The sequence below is a fragment of the Kitasatospora sp. GP30 genome (assembly GCF_029892145.1).
Taxonomy (GTDB): domain Bacteria; phylum Actinomycetota; class Actinomycetes; order Streptomycetales; family Streptomycetaceae; genus Kitasatospora; species Kitasatospora acidiphila.
In genome coordinates this window covers 17707-42119 of sequence record NZ_JARZAH010000014.1, presented here as the reverse complement: position 1 = coordinate 42119, position 24413 = coordinate 17707, and the positions used below count along the sequence as shown (strand labels likewise).

General features: G+C 72.8%; 26 protein-coding genes. 14 read left to right on the top strand and 12 right to left on the bottom strand.

All coding sequences use genetic code 11. From position 1 onward, the window contains the following. The first annotated feature begins 125 nt into the window (after window positions 1-125). The 3 genes from P3T35_RS20935 to P3T35_RS20925 all read left to right on the top strand — a co-directional run bounded on the left by P3T35_RS20935 (window position 126) and on the right by P3T35_RS20925 (window position 2590). Window positions 126-1028, top strand: coding sequence for an adenosine kinase (locus P3T35_RS20935; protein ID WP_101378972.1), 903 nt, complete (start codon window positions 126-128; stop codon window positions 1026-1028). A 160-nt stretch (window positions 1029-1188) separates the two neighbouring features. Next, window positions 1189-1533 (top strand): cupin domain-containing protein, encoded by a 345-nt coding sequence (locus P3T35_RS20930; protein WP_101378971.1) that lies wholly within the window; start codon window positions 1189-1191, stop codon window positions 1531-1533. A gap of 7 nt (window positions 1534-1540) precedes the next feature. Further along, entirely contained in the window at window positions 1541-2590 is a 1050-nt protein-coding gene (locus P3T35_RS20925) for a LacI family DNA-binding transcriptional regulator (protein WP_101378970.1), read from the top strand. Between the two features lie 107 nt (window positions 2591-2697). On the opposite strand, the gene P3T35_RS20920 is transcribed toward P3T35_RS20925, so the two are convergent. The 3 genes from P3T35_RS20920 to P3T35_RS20910 all read right to left on the bottom strand — a co-directional run bounded on the left by P3T35_RS20920 (window position 2698) and on the right by P3T35_RS20910 (window position 4110). Continuing rightward, window positions 2698-3231: a DUF3515 family protein gene (locus P3T35_RS20920; protein WP_143676733.1), complete on the bottom strand. Its 534-nt coding sequence runs from the start codon at window positions 3229-3231 to the stop codon at window positions 2698-2700. Window positions 3232-3273: 42 nt separating this feature from the next. After that, window positions 3274-3828 carry a YceI family protein gene (locus P3T35_RS20915; protein WP_101378968.1) on the bottom strand — a complete coding sequence of 185 codons (555 nt, stop codon included), beginning with the start codon at window positions 3826-3828 and terminating at the stop codon, window positions 3274-3276. A gap of 108 nt (window positions 3829-3936) precedes the next feature. After that, window positions 3937-4110, bottom strand: coding sequence for a hypothetical protein (locus P3T35_RS20910; RefSeq protein ID WP_180356326.1), 174 nt, complete (start codon window positions 4108-4110; stop codon window positions 3937-3939). 111 nt (window positions 4111-4221) lie between these two features. Between P3T35_RS20910 and P3T35_RS20905 the strand changes: the two genes are divergently transcribed. From P3T35_RS20905 to P3T35_RS20895, 3 genes are all read left to right on the top strand, one after another. Further along, window positions 4222-5550 (top strand): serine hydrolase domain-containing protein, encoded by a 1329-nt coding sequence (locus tag P3T35_RS20905; protein ID WP_101378967.1) that lies wholly within the window; start codon window positions 4222-4224, stop codon window positions 5548-5550. 92 nt (window positions 5551-5642) lie between these two features. Further along, the gene (locus P3T35_RS20900; protein ID WP_180356325.1) at window positions 5643-6167 is read left to right on the top strand and encodes a GNAT family N-acetyltransferase; all 525 of its coding nucleotides are present in this window, start codon (window positions 5643-5645) and stop codon (window positions 6165-6167) included. A 99-nt stretch (window positions 6168-6266) separates the two neighbouring features. Next, entirely contained in the window at window positions 6267-7352 is a 1086-nt protein-coding gene (locus P3T35_RS20895; protein WP_101378965.1) for a monodechloroaminopyrrolnitrin synthase PrnB family protein, read from the top strand. Here P3T35_RS20895 and P3T35_RS20890 read toward each other — a convergent pair. Next, window positions 7288-8151 (bottom strand): class I SAM-dependent methyltransferase, encoded by an 864-nt coding sequence (locus P3T35_RS20890; protein WP_180356324.1) that lies wholly within the window; start codon window positions 8149-8151, stop codon window positions 7288-7290. The genes P3T35_RS20895 and P3T35_RS20890 overlap by 65 nt on opposite strands. Window positions 8152-8329: 178 nt before the next feature. Here P3T35_RS20890 and P3T35_RS20885 point away from each other — a divergent pair, with 178 nt between their 5' ends. The 4 genes from P3T35_RS20885 to P3T35_RS20870 all read left to right on the top strand — a co-directional run bounded on the left by P3T35_RS20885 (window position 8330) and on the right by P3T35_RS20870 (window position 12307). Continuing rightward, window positions 8330-8944 (top strand): transglycosylase SLT domain-containing protein, encoded by a 615-nt coding sequence (locus P3T35_RS20885; RefSeq protein ID WP_101378963.1) that lies wholly within the window; start codon window positions 8330-8332, stop codon window positions 8942-8944. A 123-nt stretch (window positions 8945-9067) separates the two neighbouring features. After that, a complete protein-coding gene (locus P3T35_RS20880; protein WP_101378962.1) occupies window positions 9068-10168 on the top strand; it encodes a substrate-binding domain-containing protein in 1101 nt (366 codons plus the stop codon). Between the two features lie 13 nt (window positions 10169-10181). Beyond that, on the top strand, window positions 10182-10961 hold the full coding sequence (locus P3T35_RS20875) for an ATP-binding cassette domain-containing protein (RefSeq protein WP_101378961.1): 780 nt from the start codon (window positions 10182-10184) through the stop codon (window positions 10959-10961). A 77-nt stretch (window positions 10962-11038) separates the two neighbouring features. Then, window positions 11039-12307: an ABC transporter permease gene (locus tag P3T35_RS20870; protein WP_101384821.1), complete on the top strand. Its 1269-nt coding sequence runs from the start codon at window positions 11039-11041 to the stop codon at window positions 12305-12307. On the opposite strand, the gene P3T35_RS20865 is transcribed toward P3T35_RS20870, so the two are convergent. Further along, window positions 12304-13698: an MFS transporter gene (locus tag P3T35_RS20865; protein WP_280707236.1), complete on the bottom strand. Its 1395-nt coding sequence runs from the start codon at window positions 13696-13698 to the stop codon at window positions 12304-12306. The genes P3T35_RS20870 and P3T35_RS20865 overlap by 4 nt on opposite strands. Window positions 13699-13847: 149 nt before the next feature. Here P3T35_RS20865 and P3T35_RS20860 point away from each other — a divergent pair, with 149 nt between their 5' ends. Further along, complete coding sequence (locus P3T35_RS20860; protein WP_101378960.1) at window positions 13848-14249, top strand: VOC family protein; 402 nt, start codon at window positions 13848-13850, stop codon at window positions 14247-14249. A 74-nt stretch (window positions 14250-14323) separates the two neighbouring features. Then, window positions 14324-15214, top strand: a complete 891-nt coding sequence (locus P3T35_RS20855) for a sugar phosphate nucleotidyltransferase (protein ID WP_101378959.1) — start codon at window positions 14324-14326, stop codon at window positions 15212-15214. Between the two features lie 59 nt (window positions 15215-15273). On the opposite strand, the gene P3T35_RS20850 is transcribed toward P3T35_RS20855, so the two are convergent. The 3 genes from P3T35_RS20850 to P3T35_RS20840 form a co-directional block, all read right to left on the bottom strand. Beyond that, entirely contained in the window at window positions 15274-16470 is a 1197-nt protein-coding gene (locus tag P3T35_RS20850) for a M20 family metallopeptidase (RefSeq protein ID WP_101378958.1), read from the bottom strand. A gap of 69 nt (window positions 16471-16539) precedes the next feature. Next, window positions 16540-17193 (bottom strand): GNAT family N-acetyltransferase, encoded by a 654-nt coding sequence (locus P3T35_RS20845; RefSeq protein ID WP_101384820.1) that lies wholly within the window; start codon window positions 17191-17193, stop codon window positions 16540-16542. Window positions 17194-17233: 40 nt separating this feature from the next. Further along, window positions 17234-17836 (bottom strand): TetR family transcriptional regulator, encoded by a 603-nt coding sequence (locus P3T35_RS20840; protein ID WP_180356322.1) that lies wholly within the window; start codon window positions 17834-17836, stop codon window positions 17234-17236. A gap of 121 nt (window positions 17837-17957) precedes the next feature. Between P3T35_RS20840 and P3T35_RS20835 the strand changes: the two genes are divergently transcribed. Then, complete coding sequence (locus P3T35_RS20835) at window positions 17958-19109, top strand: FAD-dependent monooxygenase (RefSeq protein WP_101378956.1); 1152 nt, start codon at window positions 17958-17960, stop codon at window positions 19107-19109. Here the strand turns inward: P3T35_RS20835 and P3T35_RS20830 are convergent. From P3T35_RS20830 to P3T35_RS20820, 3 genes are read right to left on the bottom strand one after another with little or no spacing between them, the layout of a single operon-like run. Then, the gene (locus P3T35_RS20830) at window positions 19100-19357 is read right to left on the bottom strand and encodes a hypothetical protein (RefSeq protein WP_101378955.1); all 258 of its coding nucleotides are present in this window, start codon (window positions 19355-19357) and stop codon (window positions 19100-19102) included. The genes P3T35_RS20835 and P3T35_RS20830 overlap by 10 nt on opposite strands. After that, window positions 19354-20691, bottom strand: a complete 1338-nt coding sequence (locus tag P3T35_RS20825; RefSeq protein WP_101378954.1) for a VWA domain-containing protein — start codon at window positions 20689-20691, stop codon at window positions 19354-19356. The genes P3T35_RS20830 and P3T35_RS20825 overlap by 4 nt, the downstream gene beginning before the upstream one ends. After that, the gene (locus P3T35_RS20820; RefSeq protein WP_101378953.1) at window positions 20688-21551 is read right to left on the bottom strand and encodes a MoxR family ATPase; all 864 of its coding nucleotides are present in this window, start codon (window positions 21549-21551) and stop codon (window positions 20688-20690) included. Before P3T35_RS20820 ends, P3T35_RS20825 begins: the two co-directional genes overlap by 4 nt. A gap of 161 nt (window positions 21552-21712) precedes the next feature. Between P3T35_RS20820 and P3T35_RS20815 the strand changes: the two genes are divergently transcribed. Next, complete coding sequence (locus P3T35_RS20815; protein WP_101378952.1) at window positions 21713-22915, top strand: ROK family transcriptional regulator; 1203 nt, start codon at window positions 21713-21715, stop codon at window positions 22913-22915. On the opposite strand, the gene P3T35_RS20810 is transcribed toward P3T35_RS20815, so the two are convergent. Then, the gene (locus tag P3T35_RS20810; protein WP_280707228.1) at window positions 22901-24328 is read right to left on the bottom strand and encodes an APC family permease; all 1428 of its coding nucleotides are present in this window, start codon (window positions 24326-24328) and stop codon (window positions 22901-22903) included. The genes P3T35_RS20815 and P3T35_RS20810 overlap by 15 nt on opposite strands. Between the last annotated feature and the right edge of the window lie 85 nt (window positions 24329-24413).

The following is a 24413-nucleotide window of genomic DNA, read 5'->3' as shown; positions in this document are numbered from 1 at the left end:
CACCGAAGGCCCACCTGGCGACGGGTGGGCCTTCGGCATGTTCCGGCCCGGCCAGGCGCCCCTATGATGACGCAAAGGTTTTCGGAAAGTTTCCGAAACATCTTGCTTCTCTCGGAGGCGACCTGATGGAACGTCAGACCGATGTGCTGGTGCTGGGCGGCGCGGGAGTGGACAGCATCGTGCACGTCCCCGAACTGCCACTGCCGTACGCGGACAGCTATCCGGTGCCGCGCATCGAGACCCGCGCCGGGCAGACCGGGGACTTCGTCGCGCTCGGCCTGCACGCACTCGGCCTGCGCACCCACCATCTGGACCTGCTCGGCGACGACCACGAGGGCGAGCTGGTCCGGCGGCTGCACCAGGACCGGGGGCTCGGGCTGACCACCTTCCCGCTGCCGGGCGGCACCCGACGCGCCGTCAACCTGGTCGGCCCGGACGGGCGCCGGCTCTCGCTCTACGACGCCTCGCGGACCGAGGCGGCCGACCGGCTGCCCGTCGAGGCGGTCCGCGCGCTCGCGGCCGCCAGTCGCCATGTGCACGTGTCGATCACCCAGCCGTGTGCCGAGGCGCTGCCGGAGCTCGGCGAGTCGGGAGTGACGGTCTCCACCGACCTGCACGACTGGGACGGCTCCGATCCCTACCACCAGCCGTTCGCCGACGCGGCCGACCTGGTCTTCGTCTCCACCGCCAAGCTGGCCGACCCGGAGCGGACCATGCGGCGGATCGTCGAGCGTGGTCGGGCCCGGGCAGTCGTCGCCACGGCCGGCGCCGAGGGCAGCTACCTGCTGGCGGACGGGGAGTTGACGCACACGCCGGCCCTGGCGCCACCGGCCCCGGTGGTCGACTCCAACGGCGCGGGGGACGCGTTCGCCGCCGGGTTCCTGTTCGGCTGGCTGGCGGGGGAGTCACCGCAGCGGTGCGCGCGCTACGGCGCGATCACCGGGGCACACGCCTGTACGGTGCCGGCCACCGGTGTGGATCCGCTCGGGCGGGCCGAACTGCTGGCCCGGGCCGCCCGGTTGGGCTGAGCTGACGCCGCTTGGCGGCGGATGCTGCTGAGCTGCGGATGCTGCCGAACGGCAGGTTTTGCCAGCCGGCAGATTTTGCCAAACGGTCGACCAACGCGGGCGCCGAACCGGATAGCGTGCGAAACATCCACGAAGTGACGCCCGCGAAGGGGGCATTGCCATGCGCGTGATCGATCTGGCGGCGACGGCGGCCGAGTTGCCGCAGGTCTGGACGTCCGACCAGGTGGCCCGGGTGGGCACCGGCGAGATCCGGGTGCTGCGCATGGATGGCGGCGAACTGCCCTGGGAGGTCCACGAGATGGACGAGGCACTGATGGTGGTGACCGGTCGGATCAACCTGGAGCTGGCCGGACGGGAGGTGCCGGTGGCGGCCGGTCAGCTGATGGTGGTGCCGGCAGGCACCGACCACCGGGTGGCGGCGGGAAGTTGGGGCACCCTGGTGCTGCTTCCGGCCGCACCTGTCACAATGGCCCCCGATCCGGGCCGGACCACCGAGACGCCATGAGGTGAGGATGAGCAGCACGCAGCGACCCGTGGCCGCGGCGGGACGGACGCCGGCCCGGCCCACCCTGGAGGAGGTGGCGGCGCTGGCGGGTGTCGGCCGCGGCACCGTCTCCCGGGTGGTCAACGGCTCACCCCGGGTCAGCGAGAAGGCCAGGGCGGCGGTGCGGCAGGCGATCGACGAGCTTGGCTATGTGCCCAACCGGGCGGCCCGCACCCTGGTCACCAGCCGCACCGACGCCATCGCCCTGGTGGTGCCGGAGGCCGAGACCCGGCTGTTCTCGGAGCCCTACTTCGCCGACATCATCAGCGGGGTGTCCGCCGAACTCGCGGAAACCGAGATGCAGTTGCTGCTGGTGCTGGTCCGTGACCAGCGGGAGCGGGACCGGCTGTCGGCCTACCTGCGGGCCCAGCGGGTGGACGGCGTGCTGCTGGTCGCGGTGCACCGGGACGATCCGCTGCCCGGGGTGCTGGAGCAACTGCAGATCCCCACCGTGCTGGCCGGGCGGCGCGGTGAGCGGGAGACGCTCAGCTGCGTGGCCGCGGACAACGCGGGCGGGGCTCGGACGGCGGTGCGCCACCTGCTGCGCCGCGGCTGCCGGCGGATCGCCACCATCACTGGGCCACTGGACCTGGAGGGCGCGCAGGCCCGGCTGGCCGGCTACCAGGAGGCGCTGGCCGACCAGGGCCTCGACGACGTCGGGCAGTTGGTGGCGAACGGCGACTTCACCGAGCAGGGCGGCCGGGCCGCGATGACCGAGCTGCTGGAGCGGCAGCCGGAGTTGGACGCGGTCTTCTGCGGCTCGGATGTGATGGCCGCCGGTGCCCTCCAGGTGCTGCGGGCGGCCGGGCGGCGGGTGCCGCAGGACGTGGCGCTGGTCGGCTTCGACGACTCCATCGTGGCCCGGCACACCGATCCGCCGCTCACCAGTGTCCGGCAGCCGACCGAGGAGATGGGTCGCACCATGGCGCGGCTGCTCCTGACGGAGATCGCCGAGCCGGACCGGGCCCGCCGCCAACTGGTGCTGCCCACCGAGCTGGTGGTGCGAGACTCGGCCTGACGGACCATCAGCTCCACGTCCCGGTGAGGTGCGGCCGGCGGTGCCGCGGTCGGTCCCGTGCCAGGTGGTGCTGCCGCTCAGCGGGCCGCTGCTGCAACGGCCGGTGCTCAGTCGATCGGGTTGTTGAGGTCCCCGCTCAGGTCGGGGATGGTGGCCAGTACCACCGGCGAGACGGGAGCCAGCGGGTCGACCGGGTAGGGCGTGGCGCCCTTGGGCACGGCGACCTCGACGTACAGCTGGTGCAGGGTGAGGGTGAACTTGTAGCCGCCGTACCCGTCGCCCTCCTGGTACCACGTGACGCCGTCCACGTTCGGCCCGATGTCGTGCTTGTGCGCGTCGAGCGAGGCCGGGCGCGGCACACCGCAGCGCAGCACGGTGCGCGGCGAGGTGGCCCAGACGGCCACATACGGTGACGGGTCGGTGCGCGGGTGGCCCTCGAAGGTGGCGGGCAGCTGCTTCATCAGCGCCTGGCAGGGGCCGACGGCATCTGCGGGGGGCCGCGGCGCGGTGGTCGGCGGCTGGTAGGGGCCGGTCATCATCACGGCGGCGACGCAGCCGAGCAGGACCACCGGCGGCGCCAGCCAGCGCACCGGCGCCGGGACGGCCTGGAGCGCGCGCAACGGGCGACGGGATTCGGACACCGGCCGATGGTAACCGGCGCCCGTTGCGCGCTCCCGCCCGGGTCAGTCCTGGCGGATCGCGGAGACGTCGAACTCCAGCGTCACCTTCTCACCGACCAGGACACCGCCGCCCTCCAGCGCGGCGTTCCAATTGATGCCCCACTCCTTGCGGTTGATCGTGGTCGACCCGGTGAAGCCGAGCCGCAGGTTGCCGTACGGGTCGCGGGCGGAGCCGTCGTACTCGACGTCCAGGGTGACCGGCCTGGTGGTCTCCTTGATCTTCAGATCGCCGGTGAGGCTGAACCTCTCACCGCCCTTGGACTCGATGCCGGTCGAGGTGAAGACGATGTCCGGGTAGGTCGGGGCGTCCAGGAAGTCATTGGTGCGCAGGTGCTCGTCCCGCTTGTCGACGCCGGTGGCGATGCTGGCGGTCTTGATGGTGAGCTCGGCGCTGGATTTGGCCGGGTCGGCGCCGTCGATGGTGGCGCTGCCCTCGAACTCGCCGAAGTAGCCGTGCACCTTGGTGACCATGGCGTGGCGGGCCACGAAGCCGATCCTGGTGTGGGCCGGGTCGAAGATGTAGCGCCCGCTCAGCTCGGCGGGAGGAATCGTGGTCATGCGCAGCTCCGGGGGGTTCGCGGGTTCGGGCACCCACGACGGTAGGCGGCCCGCCCGGCGTTCCTGCCGCTACGGCACGGGCCGCTGGGCGAGCCGCCCCCGGATGGGCTAGCGCAGCTGCGGCGGCGGGCCCGGCGGGTTGCCCGGCTCGGGGTCGCTCGGGTCCGGCGGCGGCACCGGCGAGGGCGGGGGCACCGGGCCGGGCTCCGGCGGCAGTGGCTCGGGAGGTATCGGCGGGTGCGGGGGCGCGGCGTCCGGATCCGCCGGGAAGGGGATGGTCATGATCGGTCACCTCACTGTGCCGCCTACCCGGCGATCCCACCCCGAACCGCGGAGACGAGGGGAGATAGGCTCCCGACCATACGTTCGTATTGACCTTGGGAGGGGTTGGGGATGCTCGACGGCCTGGCGGAGTACTGCACCAAGGCGCTGGGGGAGCACGACTGCCCGTCGGTCTCGATCGCGGTGGCCCGGCGCGGTGAGGTGGTGCTGGAACGCGCCTACGGCTGGGCCGACATCGAGGACCGACGCGCGGCGACCACCGCAACTGCCTATGCGTTGGCCTCGATCAGCAAGGCCGTCACCGCAACTGCCGTCTGCGCGGCGGCAGATGACGGGCTGTTCGGGCTGGACGACCCGGTACCGGGCCCGGATGGCGAACCGGCGCCGACGGTCCGGCAGTTGCTGCAGCACCGCGCCGGTGTGGGCGCGTACTACGACTTCCACTACGCGGACACCCCGCGGCCGATCGACAGCGACCGCTACCAGGTGCGGTTCCGCGAGCCGGGCAGCGGCTTCGAGTACGCCAACCTCGGCTACCACCAGCTCGGCCGGCTGCTGGAGCGGGCCGGCGGCCGCAGTCTGGCCGACTGCCTGCGGGAGTGGGTCTTCGAGCCGCTCGGCATGGCCGACACCCACCTCGCCGACCGATACCCCGGCAGCGCCCCGATCGCCCGCCGCTACACCCCGGACGGCCGGGCCTACCCGCCCGTCGCCAGCAGCGGCACTCCGGCCGCCTCTTCGGTCTGGACCACCGCCGCCGACCTGGCCCGCTTCGGCCACCTGGCACCGAGCCTGCTGCGTCCGGAGACCGCCGCTGCGGCCGTTGCGGGGCTGCCGATCACCGAGCACGTCGGCTACGGCCTCGGCTGGATCGTCTCCACCGGCCCGGGGCCGCAGATCCGCAGCCACGGCGGCGGCATGGGCGGGGTGGCCGCGATGCTGATCGCCGCACCGGAGCAGGAGCTCTCCGTCGCCGTGCTGACCAACAGCACCAACAAGGCGGCCCGGGACGCCATCGTCGAGCACGTCATGACCGAGCTGGTCCCCGGCTACCGCACCGAGCAGATCACCCCGTTCGCCGCTGACCCCGCCCGGCCGCTCACCCTGCCCGCCGGCAGCCGCTGGGCCGGGAAGGTCGCCACGGCGGATGGTGAACTGCCAATCGGAATAGAGGTTCTGACGGAGAATCAGATATCGTTCGCGATCGGCGGCGAAGCCGTCACGGCCCCGGCCGGCGCCCATGCGGAAATCGGGCTGCGCGCTGTCGCGGAGCTCCAGCTCCCCACCGCCGACGCCCGGGTGAACAGCCCTTTGCTGGCGCTGGAGTTGAACGAGGTCGACGGCCGGCTGGTCGGCCGGGCCACCGCCTGCAAGGCGGGTGACGGCACCGGCTGGCTGGGCAACTTCCTGCCGCACCGGTGTGAGCTGGATCGAGTCTGACCTCGGTGACCTCGCACAGTTCACCGGGCTTGATCGAGTAGTTGCCGACCGGCCGTCGCGAGGTTCAGGGCATGCACTGAACAATGGGTCGCATGCCCACGTTCAATATCACTCCCGGCGTCGCGGATGCCGCCGAGCTCGGTCGCCTGCTGCTGACCGCCTGGCTGGAGACCTATCCCAACCCCGATGCCGGGATCGACGAGGCCTGGATCCGGTCGGCGCAGGGCCACCAGGTGACGGAGCAGGGCATCGAGCGCTGGCGGACCTTTCTCGCCGACGTCGAGCGGGCGCCGGGCGACCACTTCTGCCGGGCGGTGCACGGTGCGCCGGACGGCCCGCTGATCGGGATGGTCTGCGGGCTGCGGGCCGAGGAGGTCAGCCTGGGGCCGATGTATCTGCTCGGCCCGGCGCAGGGTCGCGGGGGCGGCAGTGCGCTGATGGCCGAGTTCCTGGCCTGGGCCGGGCCCGATCCCATTGCCCTCTGGGTGACCGAGTACAACCAGGCGGCAGTGCGGTTCTATGCGCGGCACGGGTTCGCGGCGACCGGCGAACGCCAGGTGTGGAAGGAGCGGCTGCCCAATCTGCGGATGGTCCGCCCGGGCGGTGGCGTGCGGTGACGAGCCTGTTTCACCAGGTCATCACCATGATCAACATCTTGGGGGCGACTCCGGCCAGTGCGGACACACGTGCGAGAGTTGAGGGCAGAAGGGGACGAGATGACCGTGCAACTGTCTGAAGAACTCTGCGCCGCGGTGGCCGCCGCCGACCCGCTCGGCGCCGATCGGGTCCTCGCCACCCTGCCCGAAGTGAACGAGCGGGGCGACCTGCGCCGGCTCGCCGCCATCCTCGCCGAGCTCGGCGAGGCCGCCGCGCGGGCCGGACTGTTCACGCTGAAGGACCGGTTGGCAGCGATGCGTGACCTCGGGATGCTGCTCGGCTCGTTCAAGCGGTACGGCACGGAGCCGCTGGCCGCCGTGCCCGCGGCCGAACCGCTGCTGCTGCGCCTCGGCGACGGGACCGACATGGTGCCGCGCGACACCGTCCTCCACTACGGCGCCTGGAACCCGTCCGGCGGTCGGCAGCGGATGTACACCGGTGCGTTCGAGGAGGGCGTGCTGATCGAGTCGGTGCGGGTCAGCGCGATGGGCCTGGAGCGGTCCGCGCTGGAGCTCGCCGTGCTCGACAGCCTCGACCCGGCGGATCCGCAGTACGCCGAGACCCTGGCCCGGGCCACCGAGAGCTTCATGGTGCTGCCCGATCAGATCGGTCGAGTGGCCGAACTGGTGCCCCCGGCCGAGTTCTTCATCGCCCGGCTGCGGCCGTACATGGAGGACGTGGCGGTCGGCGGCCAGACGTTCTACGGCCCGGCCGCCGCCCATGTGCCGCTCTACCTGATCGACCACCTGCTCTGGTCCAGCGACCGGGTGGATCCGGAGCACGCCGCCCTCCACCAGGGGCTGCTCGACTACGGCCTGCCGGAGTGGGGCCGGCTCTACCGCAAGCGGCAGGGCTGCGAGTCGGTGGTCAGCCAGGTGGTCCGGGCGCTGCTGGCGGCCGGACCTCAGGCCTCGCCGCAGCTGCTGGCGTCCGGTCACGCGGTGGCCGAACTGCTGCGCTTGCTGGTGGTGTTCCGCGGCCGGCACCTGCGGCTGGTCCGCGACGCCTACACCGTCGAAAGCCCGTACACCACCGGCAGTGCCGGCGCCGCGCCCGAGGTGGTGAAGCTGGTGCTCGACCTCACCCGGGACTGCGAGCGCCAGTTCGCCGGGCCGGTCGGCTCGGCCGACGACCCCACGCCGTGACCATGAAGTTCGGCGTATAGCGGATCTCCTGACGCTGGATCAACTCCAGTGCAGTGTCCAGCTCTTGGGCGGCGATCAGCCCACCGGCCAGCAGTGGGGCGCGCAGCTGGCGCAGGGTCAGCACCAGGAACGGGGTGCCACCGGGCAGCAGCGGCGCGTGCACCAGGGCGCCGATCTCGGTCAGCCCGGCCCGGGCCAGCGCGTCCGGCAGCCACCGGCCGCAGCCGGCATCGCCGCCGGCGCCCCCGAAGACGGCCTGCAGCGCCGAGTACAGGCGCTCGGCCAGCTCGGTGTGGCCGGCCGGCCAGTACCGGGCCGCCGCGGCCGCCATCGCACCCTCGACGTCGAAGTCCTCGACCATCACCCAGCCGCCCGGCCGGGTCGCGGCGGCCAGCCGGTCCAGCGCCTGCTCGCGGGCCGGCAGGTGCTCCAGCAGGGCCCGGGCGTGCACCAGATCGTAGGCGTCGGTGGGCAGCGGGTCGGTGAGCAGGTCCTGCGGGCGCACCGTGAGGTTGGGCAGGCCGTGGCCCTCGGCGAACCGCGGGTCCAGGTCGATGGCCAGCACCGAGCCGCGGGTGCCGACCCGCTCGGCCAGCCAGCGGGCCACGCTGCCGGCCCCGCAGCCCACCTCCAGGCACTGCCAGCCCTCCGCCACGCCGAGCCGGGCCAGCCGGTCCAGGGTCACGCCGTCGTAGACGGCCTCCAATGCGGCCAGCCGCTCGTGTTCGCGCTCCCACTCGCGGTCGAAGACATAGCGGTCGGCGGTGTCGGGCCGGCCGTCGCGTGCGCCATCGGTCACCGGTGCTGTTCCTCCAGGGTGTCGATCCCGTAGTTGTTGATCTTCGACTCTAACCCGTGCCGACCTGCGGCCGTTCCAGCGGGCCGAGCCCGGGCATCGGGCAAGATGGCCGGTGAGGATCGGGCGGGCGTGAGCGGAGGGCGGGCAGGTGCGCGGATTCGGACGAGTGGTGGTCGGCATGGCGGCCGTGCTGGTGCTGGGCTTGGCGGTGCACGGGGTGAAGCACGACGGCGGTACCGGCCGAGCCGCCGCACCGACGGCAGCGGCCTCGGCGCCGGGCGGTCCGTCGGCGAGTCCCTCGTCGGACCCCTACGACCCGGCGCATTTCGCGGCGCAGGTCAAGGCACGGGCCGGGCAGGCCGGGATCGACCCGCAGCTGCTGATGGCGATCCTCTACAACGAGTCCTACAAGCCGCACGACCCGGCCGCGGAACGCGCCTGGCAGGCACTCAAGCCGGACGCGGCGTTCGGCATCGCCAACATGCACCGCGCCGCCTTCGACGACACCAAGGCCGGGCGGGACTTCGCCACCCGGCGCTGGGAGGAACTGCCCGACGACCCGGACCTGGCCGTCGAGGCGGCCGCCTGGTTCCTGCACGACCTGGCCGCCCAGCTGCCCGCGCACCCGGCCGAGGGCCTGACCCGGGACGAGCTGCTGGCCGTCGGCTACAACGCGGGCGCGGGAAACATGCTGGCCATCGCCCGTGGCACCACCCCCGGCCCGGCCGCCCGCTCCTACCTGGACCAGCTGCACGCCAACTGGGACAAGGCGGCCCGAGCAGTGGCCGGCTGATCCGGCCTCGCTGGTTGCTCCCAACGGGTGTGCTTCAGCCCGTTCGGCGCAGTCCGCCTCGTGGCGGGCGGCGAACGGTTCGCAGACTCGCGGCAGGGGGTGAACTCGGACCGGGAGGTCGCTATGAACGAGGTTCTGCGCCACGCCGCCGCCACGGCCGGGATAACCGCCCTCGCTTTCGGGGCGGCTGCCTGCGGCAACGCCAAGCAGGCGGGCGGCGGCGGCAGTGCCACCGGCTCGGCCGCGGCGATCACGATCGGCCTGCTGCTCCCGGAGTCCAAGACCACCCGCTACGAGCAGTTCGACCGCCCGCTGATCGAGGCCCAGATCAAGGCGCTGGCCCCGAACGCGACCATCGACTACTACAACGCCAACCAGGACGCCACGGTCCAGCAGACCCAGGTGGACACCGCGCTGACCAAGGGCGACAAGGTGCTGATCCTGGACGCGGTGGACGCCAAGGCGATCCAGTCCTCGGTGCAGAAGGCGCATGACGCCGGCGCCAAGGTGGTGGCCTACGACCGGCTCGCCCAGGGCCCGGTGGACGCCTACGTCTCCTTCGACAACCGCAAGGTCGGCCAACTGCAGGGCCAGGCGCTGGTGGCGGCGGTCGGCGGCAAGGCGGCGAACGGCCAGATCATCATGATCAACGGCTCGCCCACCGACCCCAACGCGGGCGAGTTCAAGGCCGGCGCGCACAGCGAGATCGACGGCAAGCTGAAGATCGGCAAGGAGTACGACACCCCGAACTGGGACCCGAACAACGCCAACCAGGAGGCCAGCGCCGCGATCACCGCGATCGGCGGGGCCAATGTGGTCGGCGTCTACTCGGCCAACGACGGCATGGCCGCCGGCATCGCCACCGCGCTCAAGGCGGCCAACCTGACCGTGCCGCTGACCGGGCAGGACGCCCAGCTGGACGCCGTGCAGCGGATCCTGCTGGGCACCCAGACCATGTCGATCTACAAGCCGTACAAGCCGGAGGCGAACACCGCGGGCAGCATGGCGGTCGCCCTCGCCCGGGGCGAGGCGCTCGCCGCCTCGGTGGCGCCGACCACCGCCGTCAACGGCAGCAACACCACGGTCAAGGCCGAGCTGATCGCTCCCACCGTGCTGACCAAGGACAACATCAAGACCACCGTGGTAGCCGACGGCCTCTACACCGTCGCCCAGATCTGCACCCCGGACTACGCGGCCGCCTGCAACGCGGCCGGTCTGCACTGACCGGGGGTCCGCCATGACAGCCGGCCCGGTTCTGGCGTTGCGCGGGGTGTCCAAGCGGTTCGGTGCCGTGCAGGCGCTGACCGACATCGAACTGGAGGTGACCGCCGGCGAGGTGCTGGCCCTGGTCGGCGACAACGGCGCCGGCAAGTCGACGCTGATCAAGGCGATCGCCGGGGTCCACCAGCCGGATGACGGAGTGATCGAGTGGGAGGGCCGGCCGGTCACCATCCACCGGCCGCAGGACGCCCAGAGCCTGGGCGTCGCCACCGTCTACCAGGACCTGGCGCTCTGCGACAACCTCGACGTGGTCGGCAACCTGTTCCTGGGCCGCGAGCTGACCCGGTTCGGGGTGCTGGACGAGGTGGCGATGGAGAAGCGCTCCCGGGCGCTGCTCGACACCCTGTCGATCCGGATCCCCAGCGTGCGGATCCCGATCGCCTCGCTCTCCGGCGGCCAGCGCCAGGTGGTCGCCATCGCCCGCTCGCTGATCGGCTCGCCCAAGGTGGTGCTGCTCGACGAGCCCACCGCGGCGCTCGGCGTGGAGCAGACCGCCCAGGTGCTGGACCTGGTGGAGCGGCTCCGGGACCAGGGCCTGGCGGTGCTGCTGATCAGCCACAACATGGCCGATGTGATGGCCGTCGCGGACCGCATCGCGGTGCTTCGGCTCGGCCGCAACAACGGGGTCTTCGCCCGGCGGTCGACCACCCAGGAAGAGATCATCTCGGCCATCACCGGCGCCACGGACAACGCCGTGACCCGCCGCCAGGCCCGTGGCACGGAGGGTTCCGCATGACCTACGACCCGAACGCCCCGCGCCCGGAAGGCCGTTACGAGACCGGCGGGCCGCACCACCGCCTGCCCGAGGAGTCGATGCCCACCGGCGGGGTCAACGCACCCGTCCCGGTCGCCGCGGAGGCCACCCCGGCGGTGGACCCGCGGCTGATCATCCGCCAGGAGGGCGTCAAGGGCTACCTGGGTGAATTCCGGCGCCGGCTGAGCAGCGGTGAGCTCGGCTCGCTGCCGGTGATCCTGGCCCTGATCATCATCTGGGCCGTCTTCGGCAGCCTGAACAGCAGCTTCCTGTCGGCGCAGAACCTGTCCAACCTCTCGCAGCAGATCGTCGGCACCGGGATGATCGCGATCGGCGTGGTCTTCGTGCTGCTGCTCGGCGAGATCGACCTCTCGGTCGGCTCGGTCAGCGGCCTGTGCGCGGCGATCTACGCGGTGCTGGAGGTCACCCACGGGGTCAACCAGTGGCTGGCGCTGCTCTGCGCGCTCTGCAGCGGCGCCGCGGTCGGCCTGGTGCAGGGCTTCTTCTTCGCCCGGGTCGGGGTGCCGGCCTTCGTGGTGACGCTGGCCGGGAACCTCGGCTGGAACGGCCTGATGCTGCAGGTCCTCGGGGCCAGCGGCACGGTCAACCTCAGCGGCCGGGACATCGTCTCGCGGCTCTACAGCACCATCTACGAGCAGCAGATCGCCGCCTACGGGCTGGCCACCGCCGGGGTGGCGCTATTCCTGGCCGCCTCGCTGGTCGACTCGGCGCGGCGCCGGGTCAACGGGGTGCCGTCCCGGCCGGTCACCGACATCGCGCTGCGCACCGTACTGCTGGCGGTGGTGGCCTACCTGGCGGCCTACACCCTCAACCAGTACAAGGGTCTGCCGCTGGCGCTGGTGGTGTTCCTGGCGTTCATCGTGGTGCTGGACTTCGTGCTGCGCCGCACCGGCTACGGGCGGCAGGTGTTCGCGCTCGGCGGCAACATCGAGGGCGCCCGGCGGGCCGGCATCAACGTCGCCCGGATCCGGATGTCGGTCTTCATGATCTGCTCCACCATGGCGGCGATCGGCGGGCTCTTCCTGGCCGCGCAGATCCAGTCGGCGAGCCAGACCTCCGGCGGTGGCAACCTGCTGATGAACGCGATCGCGGCGGCCGTGATCGGCGGCACCAGCCTGTTCGGCGGGCGGGGGTCCACCTGGTCGGCGCTGCTCGGTGCGCTGGTGATCGGCTCGATCCAGTCCGGCATGAACATCGAGGGCCTCAGCAATGCCATCCAGTTCATGATCACCGGTGCGGTGCTGCTGGCCGCCGTGGTGATCGACTCGCTGGCCCGCCGCACCCAGAAGGCGGCGGGGCGGGCCTAGGCCCCGGGCTGGGAGCCAGTGGTGGCGAGGGCGAGGACCGCGAAGGCGAGCAGGATGGCCGCGGCGGCGCGCGGGCCGGCGGCCGGCCCGGGCACCAGGTGCAGCGCCAGGGTGACCGCCGCGACGCCCACCGCGGTGCCCAGGCTGCGGGCCATGTTGACCATGCCGCCACCGGTGCCGGCCGCAGAGCTCGGTATCGACCGCATCACCTGGGTGTTGTTGGCCGGGATGTAGACGCCCAGCGACAGACCGAGCAGGGCCAGCGGCAGCGGCAGCAGGGCGGCGTCGGCGGGCAGCACGACCAGCAGGACCAGCGCGGCCACGCCGCCCAGCGCGCCGGCCCGGCCGCGCTGCCGGTCGCTCCAGCCGGGCGGGAGGATCCGCTCGGCCGCCGTCGCGGCCAGGGCGAACCCCAGCGGCAGCGCGGTCAGCACCAGGCCGGTGGCCAGCGGTGAGCCGCCCCGGTGCGCCAGCGCGGCCGGCACCAGCACCAGCGGGCCGAACAGCACCAGATAGCCGCAGAGCCCGCCGAACAGGCCGGGGCCGAGCCGCCGCTCCCGGAGCAGCGCCAGATCGATCAGTGGGTGCGGGCAGCGGGCCTGGCGACGCAGGAACGCCCAGCCGGTCAGCAGCGCGGCCGCCCCGAGCAGCGCCGCCGACCAGGCCGGCAGGCCCAGCCCGGAGGCCACCGAGAGGGCGAGCAGCCCGGCGGTGCTGGCGGCGGCCAGCAGCAGCACGCCCGGCCGGTCGATCCTGGTGGCGGCGGCGCACTGGCGGGTGCGCGGCAGCAGGTAGTGGCCGGCCGCCAGGGCCAGCACACCGACCGGGACGTTGACCCAGAAGACCCAGCGCCAGCCGAGCGCGCCGACCAGCACGCCGCCGATGGTCGGGCCGAGCGCCAGCCCCAGCGCCTGGCCGGCCGCCTGCATGCCGAGCGCGGCGCGCATCCGGCCCGGCGGTGCGCTGGTGGTCACCAGGGCGACGCTGTTGGCCTGGAGCAGCGCGGCGCCGATCGCCTGCACCACTCGGAACAGCACCAGCGCGGCCAGCGTGGGGGCCAGCCCGCAGGCGGCCGAGGCGGCGGTGAAGACCGCGAAGCCGTAGAGGTACATCAGCTTGCGGCCGCGCACGTCGGAGAGCCGGCCGATCGGGACCAGCAGGGCGGCCAGGGTGAGCAGGTAGGAGAGCGAGACCCACTCCACGCCGGCCGGGCTGGTGTGGAAGTCGGTGCGCAGCGGCTGGTAGGTGAGGGTGACGATGCTGGCGTCCAGCTGGCCCATGAAGGCGCCGAAGCAGACCGTGCCCACCGCGAGCCGCCAGGCCCACCGGGATTCCCGGACCAGCTCGGGCCGGGCGCGCTCGGTGGTGAGCAGTGTGCGCACCGCGTTCACGAATCGGCCCCCCGTGTCTCGTCTTTCCTGTCGGGAACAGAGTACCTCGGTTGCCGACATAATCGGCAGGGGAGGTGTCCGGTGCACGGGGTCCCGACTGTGAGCTGTGGGCTCTTGGCCATGATCGTGCGGGGCGGTAGCGTCCGATCATGATTGATTCGACGATGACCATCCGGGTGGCCAGGCCGTCCCGGGATCTGGCCGCGGCCGAGCGCTTCTACGTCGACGGCCTCGGCCTCGGCGTGCTCTGGCGGACCACCGAACGGGTCTCGGGTGAGCACGATCTGCTGATGGTCGGCCCGGCAGGCGGCGCCTGGCACTTCGAGCTCACCCACGATCCGGAGAATCCGCTCGACCCCACGCCCACGGTGGACGACCTGTTCGTGGTCTACCTCGGCACACCGGTCGACGAAAAGCTGATCGAGCGCCTGCTCGCCGCCGGCGGCACCCGGGTGCCCGCGCACAACCCCTACTGGGACCGCTACGGCGTCACCGTCGCCGACCCGGACGGCTACCGCCTGGTGCTCTGCTCGCGCGGCTGGTCCGCCTGACCCTCCTGACCCGCCGTCAGACGGGCCTGCGCGGCGCCAACCGGACCGGCCAACACCGCTGGTAGCGTCGGGACATGACCACCACTATCCGCCGGGCCGTGATCCCTGCCGCCGGTCTCGGGTCCCGACTGCTGCCGCTCACCAAGGCCACCCCCAAGGAGATGCTGCCGGTCGGTGACAAGCCGGTGATCGAGCACACCGTGCGCGAGCTGATCGCCTCCGGGATCACCGACATCACCATCGTCGTCTCCGACAACAAGGACCTGATCCAGCGTCACTTCCGGCCCAACCCCGCGCTGGTGGACCAGTTGCGGGCGGCCGGCAAGGACGCCTACGCGGACGCCGTCGAGGAGGTCGGCGAGCTCTCCCGGGCCGGCCACCTCACCTACCTCGACCAGTACGGCCCGTACGGCAACGGCACCCCGGTGCTGAACGCCGCGCGCAACCTCGGCGACGAACCCATGCTGGTGCTCTGGCCGGATGACGTCTTCGTCGCCGAGGTGCCCCGCGCCCAGCAGCTGATCAAGGCCTTCGAGAAGACCAACTGCCCGGTCCTGGCCCTGATGCCGATGGAGCGCTCGGAGTCCCACCGGTACGGCGTGCCGGTGGTCAAGGAGGACCTGGGGAGCGGGCTGCTGCGGATCACCGGGCTGGTGGAGAAGCCCGAGCCCGCCGCCGCGCCCTCCGAGTACGCGGCGATCGGCGGCTATGTGATCACCCCGGCCGTCATCGAGGAGCTGCGCCGGCAGACCTCCCGCTGGTACGAGCACCGCACCGGCGAGGTGTACCTGACCGATGCGATCGCCGCCTACGCCGCCGAGCGCGCCGTCTACGGCCAGGTGATCCAGGGGCGTTGGTACGACACCGGCAACCCGCTGGCCTATCTGACCGCGCAGTTCGCCGCCGCCCTGGCCGATCCCGAGTACGGCCCGGCGCTGCGCCGGCTCGCCGCCGAGCTGAGCTGAGGGGTCCCCCGGGGATCGAGCGGGGCCTGGGAGCAGGCCGGCCCCCGTCGCGCGAACCGTCAGGTCAGCGGGTTGAGCGCGAGCGCGGCCAGCAGCGCCGCGCCGTCGGCGAGCACCGACTCGTCGAAGGCGGCCTCGGGGGAGTGGTTGTAGGGCGCGGTGGCCAGCTCGCGCCCCGGCAGCAGGGCACCCAGGAAGAAGTAGGCGCCCGGCACCTGCTGCAGCACGTAGGAGAAGTCCTCGGAGCCCGCCTGCGGGTGCTCGACCTCGGTCAGCCGGTCGCCGCCGAGCAGGGTGCGCACGGTCTCGGCGACCCGGTCCGCGTGCTGCGGGTGGTTGGCGGTGACCGGGTAGCCCCGGTGGTACTCCACGTCGGCGGTCAGCCCGTGCGCCGCCGCGACACCGTGCACCACCGGCGGCAGCACCGCCATCGCCCGCTCCCGCGCGGCGGGGGAGAAGGTGCGCACGATGGCGGTGAACCGTGCCTCGTCCGGGATCACGTTGGGCACCTCGCCCGCGTGGAAGGTGCCAACGGTGACCACCACCGGGTCGAAGATCGAGAAGGACCGGGTGACCGCCGTCTGCAGCGCCGTCACCGCCTCGCAGGCGGCCGGCACCGGGTCGAGCGCGGCGTACGGGGCAGAGCCGTGCCCGCCGCGCCCGCGCACCACCACCCGCAGCTGGTCGGCCGCCGCCATCGCGGTGCCGTGCCGCACCGCGACCTGCCCGGTGGGCAGTCGGCTGGAGAAGACGTGCAGGGCGTAGGCGGCGGCGACCGGGCGGTCCTCGCCGGCGGCGGTGAGCAGCCCTTCGTCGATCATCAGCTGGGCGCCGCCGTCGGTCTCCTCGGCGGGCTGGAACATGAAGACCACGTCGCCCGGCAGCTCGGCCCGCCGCTCGGCGAGCAGCCGGACGGCGCCGACCAGGATGGCCATGTGCAGGTCGTGCCCGCAGGCGTGCATCCGGCCGGGGATCGACGAGACCGGACCGCCGGGCTGCGGGCGTTCCGGCACCGGCAGCGCGTCCATGTCGGCGCGCAGCAAGACCGTCGGTCCGTCACCGGCCCCCCGCAGCACGGCGGTCACCGAGTCCAGCTCGCGGCCGCGGGTCACCTCCAGCGGCAGGCCGTCCAGCGCGGCCAGTAGCAGCCGCTGGGTGCGGGGCAGCCGCAGGCCCAGCTCGGGCACGGCGTGCAGGTCGCGGCGCAGGGCGATCAGGTCGGGTTGCAGGGCGGCGGCACTCTCCCGCAGGTCCATTCGTCGACTCCCTGGGGTTGACGGTATCGGCTGGCTTCCAGCCTGCCACCGGAGGCGGCGGTTGGACCGTCAGGCAGGCTGCGGCAGGTCGAAGAGCGGCAGGCAGCGGTCCAGGCCGTCGATCGCCACCGGGGTGGTGCGGTGCCGCTCCCAGGCGGCGCGGTCGATCCGCAGCCGGGTGTTGGCCACCCGCTCGCCGCGCACCACGTGGTGCTCCACGCCGTCCTCGCGGTAGCCGAGCTTGCGGGAGACGGCGCGCGAGGCGTGGTTGTAGGCCATGGCACCGGAGGTCGCCTCCAGCGCGCCCAGGCCGGTGAAGGCCAACTCCAGCACGGCGGCCCGCATTTCGGTGCCCACCCCCTGGCCGTGGTGCCGCAGGCCGAGCCAGGAGCCGCTGCTGACCTCGCGCCGGACGGCGAAGTCGCGGCCGGTGACGGCCTGCAGGCCGAGTACCTCGCCGCCCCGGAACACGGCGAGGGTGAGCGCCCAGTCCTGCGGCGTCCAGGTGCCCCGGCGCAGCCAGTGGTGCTGGACGACGGAGCGGGCCCGCTCGGCCGGCGGCAGGTCGGTCCAGGGCACCAGGAAGGGCATCCGTTCGGGCTCGTGGACGCCCTCGGCGGCGAGGTCGGCGAGCCGGGCGAGCTCGTCCTCGGTGGGGAGCCGCAGTTCGAGGCGGGGCGTGGTCAGGCGCAGGCCCAGCAGGGGCCAGTGGTCACTCAGCATGACGGAATTGTGGTGAGCCGCCGGGCCGGTCGTCATCCGGTTATTCCGGATCCGGTCGCTCGGAGCCGTCGCCGTCCAGGGTGGCGCGGATGGCGGGGGCGAGCCGGGCGACCAGCTGATCGGGCGTCAGCGCGGCGATGGCGGGCAGCCGGATCAGGTAGCGGCTCAGCGCCAGGCCGAGCAGCTGGGCGGACAGCACCCCGCCCATCCGCGCGGCCGTCTCCGGGCCGATCGCGGCGGCCAGCGAGGGCGCCACCTGCCGGGCGAAGACCTCGTGCAGGCGCTCGGCAGCCCGCTCGTTGGTGACCGCCGAGCGCAGCGTGATCAGCAGCGGATCATCGGCTGCCGCACCCTCCCAGCGCTCCAGGAAGTGGCGCACCACCGCCTCGGCCAGCTCGGCCCGCGGCACCGCCGTGTAGTCGGGCATCTGCAGGTCGATGGCGAGGGCGGTGTCGAAGAGCTGCTCCTTGCTGCCGAAGTAGCGCATCACCATCGACGGGTCGATGCCCGCGTCCGCCGCGATGGCTCGGATGGTGGTCCGCTCGTAGCCGTGGGCAGCGAAACGCTCGCGGGCGCTGCGCAGGATGGCCGCCCGGGTGGTGTCCGCGGACCGGCGCGGGGACGTCTGGTGTTCCTGAATCATGCTGCCCACCATATGCCAACGTTTGTTGGCCAACACCCGTTGACATGCCGTCGCTCTCGGGGGATTGTTGTCAACAAGCGTTGGCCAACAAGCGTTGGCATCAACCGAAGGGGGCACCACCATGACCAGCACCGCACGCTTCGAGGCGGCACTTCCCGAGACCACCACCGTGGCCATCGTGGGCGCCGGCCCGAGCGGTCTCACCCTCGCCATCACCCTCGCCGAGGCGGGCATCGACTTCGTGCTGCTCGACAAGCTCGCCGAGGGCGCCAACACCTCGCGGGCCGGAGTGGTGCACGCCCGCACCCTGGAGGTGCTGGAGCAGCTCGGGACGGCCGAGCAGCTGATCGACACCGGGCTGCGGCTGAGCCGGTTCGCGGTCCGCGACGGCGCCCGCCCGCTGGTGCAGCTGTCGTTCGCCGGCCTGCCGACCAAGTACCCGTTCGCGCTGCTCACTCCGCAGTCCACCACCGAGCGGGTGCTGCGCGAACGGCTGGAGGCGCTGGGCGGCACGGTGCACCGTCCGTACCAGGTGGCCGACCTGGCGCAGGACGCGGACGGGGTCGTCCTCACCATGAGCACCGGGGAGCGGCTGCGGGCGGCCTACGCGGTCGGTGCCGACGGGATGCACAGCACGGTCCGGGAGGCGGCCGGGATCGGGTTCACCGGCGCCAGCTACGACGAGTCCTTCGTGCTCGCCGACGTCCGGATGGACTGGGCGCCGGGCCGCGAGGAGGTCAGCCTGACGCTCGGCGGGGACGGGGTCTTCGTGGTCGCCCCGCTGCCTGGTGACAGCTACCGGGTGGTCGCGGTGGTCGACCAGGCCCGGGCGCAGGCCGCGCCCGACCTGGAGACCGTGCGGCGGCTGGTCGAGGAGCGGGTGCCCGGTCAGGCCGTGGTGCACGAGGTGCGCTGGTCCTCGCGGTTCCGGGTGCACCACCGGGTGGCCGACCGGTACCGGGCCGGTCGCGTCTTCGTGGTCGGGGACGCCGCCCATGTGCACAGCCCCGCGGGTGGGCAGGGAATGAACACCGGTATCCAGGACGGCTTCGCGCTCGGCCGGGCCCTCGCCACCGGCGACCTGGACGGCTACGAGGAGCGCCGCCGGCCGGTCGCACAGCGGGTGGTGGCGTTCACCGACCGGATGACCCGGATCGCCACCGCCACCGGCGTCGGCCGCCACCTGCGCAACGCAGTCCTGCCGGTGCTGGGCCGCACCCCGGCCTTCCGGCGCCGGATGGCCTACGAGATCGCGGAGTTGAGCTACCGCTGAGCGGGCGCCACGGTGCCGGTGAGGCCATCCCAGTTGACGGTGAGCTCGGCACCGTGGAACTCCCGCCCCAGCCGGGCCAGCATCGCCTCGGCGGCGCGCCTGGCCTGGTCGGGGTCGGCGTCGTCCGACAGGCCGCCGAGCCCGCCGCAGACGAAGCCGCCGCCCTCGGGAGTGATGCTGTGCCGCCACTCGCCGCGAGCGCGCAGCAGGGTGATCCGGACCGGCAGGCGCGGTTGGAAGGCGCTCATACCGGCAGCAACCTCTCGATCAGCGCGCCCAGTTGGCGGGCGTTGCGGCACGGGTGCATGGGGACCACCGAGGCGTAGGGGGTGGCCGCCGAGTCGCCGCCGTCCCAGAGGGAGGGCGGTTCGGGGTTGAGCCAGAAGACCCGGCGGGCCCGGGCGGCGATCAGGCGCAGGGCGGGCAGGTTGGGGTCGCGGCGGTTGGTGCGGGCGTCGCCGAGGATCAGCACCGAGGTGCGCGGGCCGACCGCGTCCAGCCAGCGATCGGCGAACTCGCCCAGCGCCGTGCCGTAGTCGCTGTTGGTGTGCAGCCCCATCACCGGGGCCTCGGTGAGGATCCGCTGCGCCGAGGAGCCGAGCGCCGGGCTGATCAGCTCCGTCACCTCGGCCATCCGGTTGACGAACCCGAACACCCGCACCCGGCTGAACTCCGCGCGCAGCGCCTGCACCAGCAGCATGGTGAAGTCGGCGAACCCGGCCACCGAACCCGAGATGTCGCACAGCAGCACCAACTCCGGGCGCTGCGGCCGCCGGTGGCGGTACGCCGGGCGCAGCGGAACCCCGCCGGTGGAGAGCGAGCGGCGCAGCGTGCGGCGCAGGTCGATCTCGCCGTGCGAGGTGCGGCGGCGGCGCGCGGCCAGCCGGGTGGCCAGCTTGCGGGAGAGCGGGCGGACGGCGCGGCGCAGCTCGGCGAGTTGGTCCCGTCCCGCGTACAGGAAGTCGATCTGGTCGACGGTGGGCGCCACCGCGCGGCGGGCGATCCGGTCGGTGCCGCGCAGTTCGGCGATCCGGCGGCGGGCGTCGGTGCCGACCATGCCGCGGAACGCCTGGATCCGGCGGCGGATCTCGTCGGCCTCCAGCCGCTCGGTGAAGTCGGGCGCGCTGTCGCGGTCCGCGCGCAGGGCGGCCAGCACACGGGCCAGCAGGATCTGCGGGCGCAGCCGGTCCAGGGTCTGGGAGGCCGAGTAGCCGTTTGAGCCGGGGGAGTTGCCGTAGCGGCCGAGCGCCTGCACCGCCTCGGCGGCCAACGCCGCCATCGCGGCCTGGTCGTTCGCGGCCAGCGCGGCGGCCAACCGGTCGCGCAGCTCGGTGACTTCCGCGGTGGGCTCATCCGGCGCGCCCACCCGCAGCGGGAAGTACAGGTCGAACGTCGCGTCGAAGACCGCCCGTTGCCGTTCGCCGCGCAGCAGTGCGGCGGCCAGGCCCTCGCGCAGCCGCTCCCGGTGCGCCAGGCCCAGCACCTCGACCACCGCCGCCGCGTCCACGGTCTCGCTCGGGCCCACCCGCAGCCCGTTCGCCCGCAGCGCGTGCACGAAGGCGGTCAGCCGCTCGGCGATCACGCCAGCGCCAACTTCTCGGTGGCGCGCCCGATGTCCTCCTGGTGCTTGAGCAGCACGCCGAGGGTGGCCCGCACCACGGCGTCGTCCAGAGTGTCGGCACCGAGCGCCAGCAGGGTGCGGGCCCAGTCGACGGTCTCCGCCACCGAGGGGTGCTTGCGCAGCTCCATGGCACGCAGCGCACCGACCACCGAGACCACCGACGCGGCCAGCGCGGCGTCCAGCCCCGGCACCCGCAGTCGGACGATCCGCTGCTCCAACTCGGCGTCCGGAAAGTCCAGGTGGAGGAAGAGGCAGCGGCGGCGCAGCGCCTCGGAGAGCTCCCGGGTGGCATTGGAGGTGAGCACCACGAACGGCCGGCGCTCGGCGGTGACGGTGCCCAACTCGGGGATGGTCACCTGGAAGTCGCTGAGCACCTCCAGCAGCAGGCCCTCGACCTCGACATCGGCCTTGTCGGTCTCGTCGATCAGCAGCACGGTCGGCTCGCTGCCGCGGATCGCGGTGAGCAGCGGGCGCGGCAGCAGGAACTCCTCGCTGAAGATGTCGGTGCGGGCCCGGTCCCAGGTCTCGTCGCGCCCGGCGGTGATCCGCAGCAACTGCTTGGCGTGGTTCCACTCGTAGAGCGCCCGGGCCTCGTCGACACCCTCGTAGCACTGCAGCCGCACCAGCCGGGCGTCGGCCACGGCGGCCACCGCCTTGGCGAGTTCGGTCTTGCCGACGCCCGCCGGGCCCTCGACCAGCAGCGGCTTGCCCAGCCGGTCGGCCAGGAACACCGTGGTGGCGACCGCCGTTGAGGCCAGGTAGCCGGCCTCGGCCAGTCGCGTCGTGACCTCGTCCACCGAGGTGAAGAACCCCGTCGTCATGCCGTCAACTCCCACCCGTCGAGTCTGCCGCGGCTCAGCTTAGCCGCGGGACCAGCCGGAGGTTACTGTCTGGTAGCCGATTGCGGTCTCACCTTCCGCCGCCCGGCTGCATAGAGTGGGCCGTCGCACCCCAGCGACGTTGACGGCCCGGAGGTTTGTGGATGGACGCCCGCCCGGTGACGCTGCCCGGTCCGGAGGGCGGCCCGGGGCAGAGCCAGCCGTGGAACCGGCAGCGGTTGCGCAGCAACAACGAGTGGCTGCTGCTGGAGCGGCTGCGCACCGCCGGGCCGGTGTCGCGGGCCCAGCTCGCCCGCGACACCGGACTCTCCAAGCCGACCGTGTCGGCCGCGCTGGCCGTGCTGGAGCAGGTCGGGCTGGTGCGGGAGGCCGGGCGGCTGACGCCGGAGCGCGGGCGGGTGGCGGTGCTCTACGAGCCGGACCCGGCCGCCGGGCACGTGCTCGGGGTGGACATCGGGCGGGCCCGGCTGCGGGTGGCGGTCGCGGACCTGTCGGGGCGGATCACGGCCCGGCGGGACGTGCCCAACCGGGGCCGCAGCGCCAACGCGGTGGCCGACGCCGTGGTGGCCGCCGCCCAGGAGGCGATCGCCGAGGCGGGCCTGGCACCCGGCGAGGTGGTGCACGCGGCGGTCGGCTCGCCCGGTGTCTGGGACGAGTCGCAGCAGCGGGTGCACTACGCCACCAAGCTGCCCGGCTGGGGGCGGCGCGGGCTGTTCGAGCGGATCGAGGCGGGCCTCGGCACCCGGATCAGCGTGCACAACGACGCCAACCTGGCCGCCCTCGGCGAGTACGCCGGCGGGGCCGGAACCGGCAGCCGGGTCTTCGTCTACCTGCTGATCGGCTCCGGGCTCGGCATGGGCGTGGTGGTCAACGGCGAGATCCAGCAGGGCGCGCACGGTGCCGCCGGGGAGATCGGGTTCCTGCCGCTGCCGGGGAGCGGCGTCAACCTGGAGCAGGCGGCGGCCGCCGAGTCGGTGGTGCGCGAGGCCAGGGCGGCGGGGATGACCGGGCCGCTGACCGCCAAGCGGGTCTTCGCGGCGGCCCGGGCCGGTGACGCGCGGGCGATGGCGGCGGTGCTCCGCGAGTCCGAGCAACTGGCCTTCTCGGTGGCGGTGGTGGCGGCCGTGCTGGACCCTGACCTGGTGGTGCTGGGCGGCGGCCTCGGCAACGGCGCAGACCTGCTGCTCGCCCCGGTGGAGCAGGCCCTGCACCGCCTCAGCCCGCTGCGGCCCCGGATGGCCGGGAGCCTGCTGGGGGACGAGGCGGTGCTGCGCGGCGCGTTGGCGACGGCGCTCGGCACCGCCCGGCCCGAGGTCTTCGAAACCCTGACCTCAAACCCGAGCTGACTGGACGTCAGCTTCCAGATACTCCTCGCGGATCTCCTGCGGGCCGAACGGCCAGACCCGCTCCACCTTGGACCAGATCAGGAAGGCCAGCACCCCGGCCGCCACCCAGGCCAGCGACCATTCGATCGGGTGGTAGCCCGGCGCGTTCCGGTCGGCATAGCCGTAGACGACCAGCCAGCCGATGGCGGCCACGATGCCCGGCACCGGATAGAGCCACATCCGGTACGGCCGCGGCAGGTCGGGCTGGCGCCGGCGCAGCACGGTGACGGCCAGGATCTGGGCGAAGGCCTGGACGATCACCATCACGGTGGTGAGCAGGTTGATCAGGGTGTTGAGGTCGGTGTGCCGCCCGATCAGGAAGCCGACCGCGGTGACCGCGCCCATGGTGAGCAGGCCGAGCACCGGAAACTCGTGCCTGGCGTGCAACTTGGCGTAGGAGCGGAAGAACACCCGGTCCCGGGCCGCGTCATACGGCACCCGCGAGCCGCCCAGCAGCCCGGTCAGCACCGAGGCGAACGCGGTGACCAGGATCAGCACGGTGACCACGTCGGCAACCCTGGTGCCCCAGGCCAGTTTCAGCACGGCGGAGGCGACCGACTGGGAGGCCACCGAGTTCTTGTCCAGCATGTCCTGCCAGTTGATCGCGCCCAGTACGCCGATCTGCAGCAGCAGGTAGATCACCATGATGCCGAGGATCGAGTAGCCGATGGAGCGCGGCAGCACCTTGCCGGGCTGCTTGACCTCGGCGCCCAGGTAGGCGGTGGTGTTGTAGCCGAGGTAGTCGTAGATGCCGATGGTGAGGCCGGCTGCGAAGCCCAGCCAGAACTGACCGTGCGTCAACTCGACTGCGTGCGCCGGCCAGGTGAAGGCCCGAGTGGCGGAGAAGCGGCTGTAGGAGGCGGTCAGCACGGCGGCCACGGCGACGATCATCACACCCCACATCGCGGTGGCCAGTTTGGCGATCCGGTCCACCTTGCGCCACAGCAGCAGGACCACCGCCACTACCGTGGCCAGGCCCACCAGATCGCCCTGGGTCTTCGTCATCTCCGGCCACAGGAAGCCGAGGTACTGCACGAAGCCGACCACACCGGTGGACATGATCAGCGGGATGAAGAGCATCGCGGTCCAGACGAACAGGAACGGCATCAACCGCCCGCTGCGGTACTGGAAGGCCTCGCGGAGGTAGACGTAGGAGCCGCCGGCTCCCGGGAGCGAGGCGCCGAGCTCGGCCCAGACCAGCCCGTCCACCAGGGCCAGCACCGCGCCGGCGATCCAGCCGATGATCGCCTGCGGGCCGCCGAACGCGGCGACCATCAGCGGAATGGTGACGAACGGCCCGATGCCGCACATCTGGCTCATGTTGATCGCGGTCGCCTGGAACAGGCCGATCCGTCTGCTGAGGGTGCCGGACACGGGCAACTCCGTGGGGTGGAGGGGCAGGTGGGGGTGTCGCGGGGTGGACCATAAGTTAGGTTTCCTAACTTGCCCCGTCAAGACC

Coding starts and splice junctions, on each gene's coding strand:
- P3T35_RS20935 (WP_101378972.1), top strand. CDS start 126: ATGGAACGTCAGACCGATGTGCTGGTGCTGGGCGGCGCGGGAGTGGAC.
- P3T35_RS20930 (WP_101378971.1), top strand. CDS start 1,189: ATGCGCGTGATCGATCTGGCGGCGACGGCGGCCGAGTTGCCGCAGGTC.
- P3T35_RS20925 (WP_101378970.1), top strand. CDS start 1,541: ATGAGCAGCACGCAGCGACCCGTGGCCGCGGCGGGACGGACGCCGGCC.
- P3T35_RS20915 (WP_101378968.1), bottom strand. CDS start 3,828: ATGACCACGATTCCTCCCGCCGAGCTGAGCGGGCGCTACATCTTCGAC.
- P3T35_RS20910 (WP_180356326.1), bottom strand. CDS start 4,110: ATGACCATCCCCTTCCCGGCGGATCCGGACGCCGCGCCCCCGCACCCG.
- P3T35_RS20905 (WP_101378967.1), top strand. CDS start 4,222: ATGCTCGACGGCCTGGCGGAGTACTGCACCAAGGCGCTGGGGGAGCAC.
- P3T35_RS20900 (WP_180356325.1), top strand. CDS start 5,643: ATGCCCACGTTCAATATCACTCCCGGCGTCGCGGATGCCGCCGAGCTC.
- P3T35_RS20895 (WP_101378965.1), top strand. CDS start 6,267: ATGACCGTGCAACTGTCTGAAGAACTCTGCGCCGCGGTGGCCGCCGCC.
- P3T35_RS20885 (WP_101378963.1), top strand. CDS start 8,330: ATGGCGGCCGTGCTGGTGCTGGGCTTGGCGGTGCACGGGGTGAAGCAC.
- P3T35_RS20880 (WP_101378962.1), top strand. CDS start 9,068: ATGAACGAGGTTCTGCGCCACGCCGCCGCCACGGCCGGGATAACCGCC.
- P3T35_RS20875 (WP_101378961.1), top strand. CDS start 10,182: ATGACAGCCGGCCCGGTTCTGGCGTTGCGCGGGGTGTCCAAGCGGTTC.
- P3T35_RS20870 (WP_101384821.1), top strand. CDS start 11,039: ATGCCCACCGGCGGGGTCAACGCACCCGTCCCGGTCGCCGCGGAGGCC.
- P3T35_RS20860 (WP_101378960.1), top strand. CDS start 13,848: ATGATTGATTCGACGATGACCATCCGGGTGGCCAGGCCGTCCCGGGAT.
- P3T35_RS20855 (WP_101378959.1), top strand. CDS start 14,324: ATGACCACCACTATCCGCCGGGCCGTGATCCCTGCCGCCGGTCTCGGG.
- P3T35_RS20850 (WP_101378958.1), bottom strand. CDS start 16,470: ATGGACCTGCGGGAGAGTGCCGCCGCCCTGCAACCCGACCTGATCGCC.
- P3T35_RS20845 (WP_101384820.1), bottom strand. CDS start 17,193: ATGCTGAGTGACCACTGGCCCCTGCTGGGCCTGCGCCTGACCACGCCC.
- P3T35_RS20840 (WP_180356322.1), bottom strand. CDS start 17,836: ATGATTCAGGAACACCAGACGTCCCCGCGCCGGTCCGCGGACACCACC.
- P3T35_RS20835 (WP_101378956.1), top strand. CDS start 17,958: ATGACCAGCACCGCACGCTTCGAGGCGGCACTTCCCGAGACCACCACC.
- P3T35_RS20830 (WP_101378955.1), bottom strand. CDS start 19,357: ATGAGCGCCTTCCAACCGCGCCTGCCGGTCCGGATCACCCTGCTGCGC.
- P3T35_RS20820 (WP_101378953.1), bottom strand. CDS start 21,551: ATGACGACGGGGTTCTTCACCTCGGTGGACGAGGTCACGACGCGACTG.
- P3T35_RS20815 (WP_101378952.1), top strand. CDS start 21,713: ATGGACGCCCGCCCGGTGACGCTGCCCGGTCCGGAGGGCGGCCCGGGG.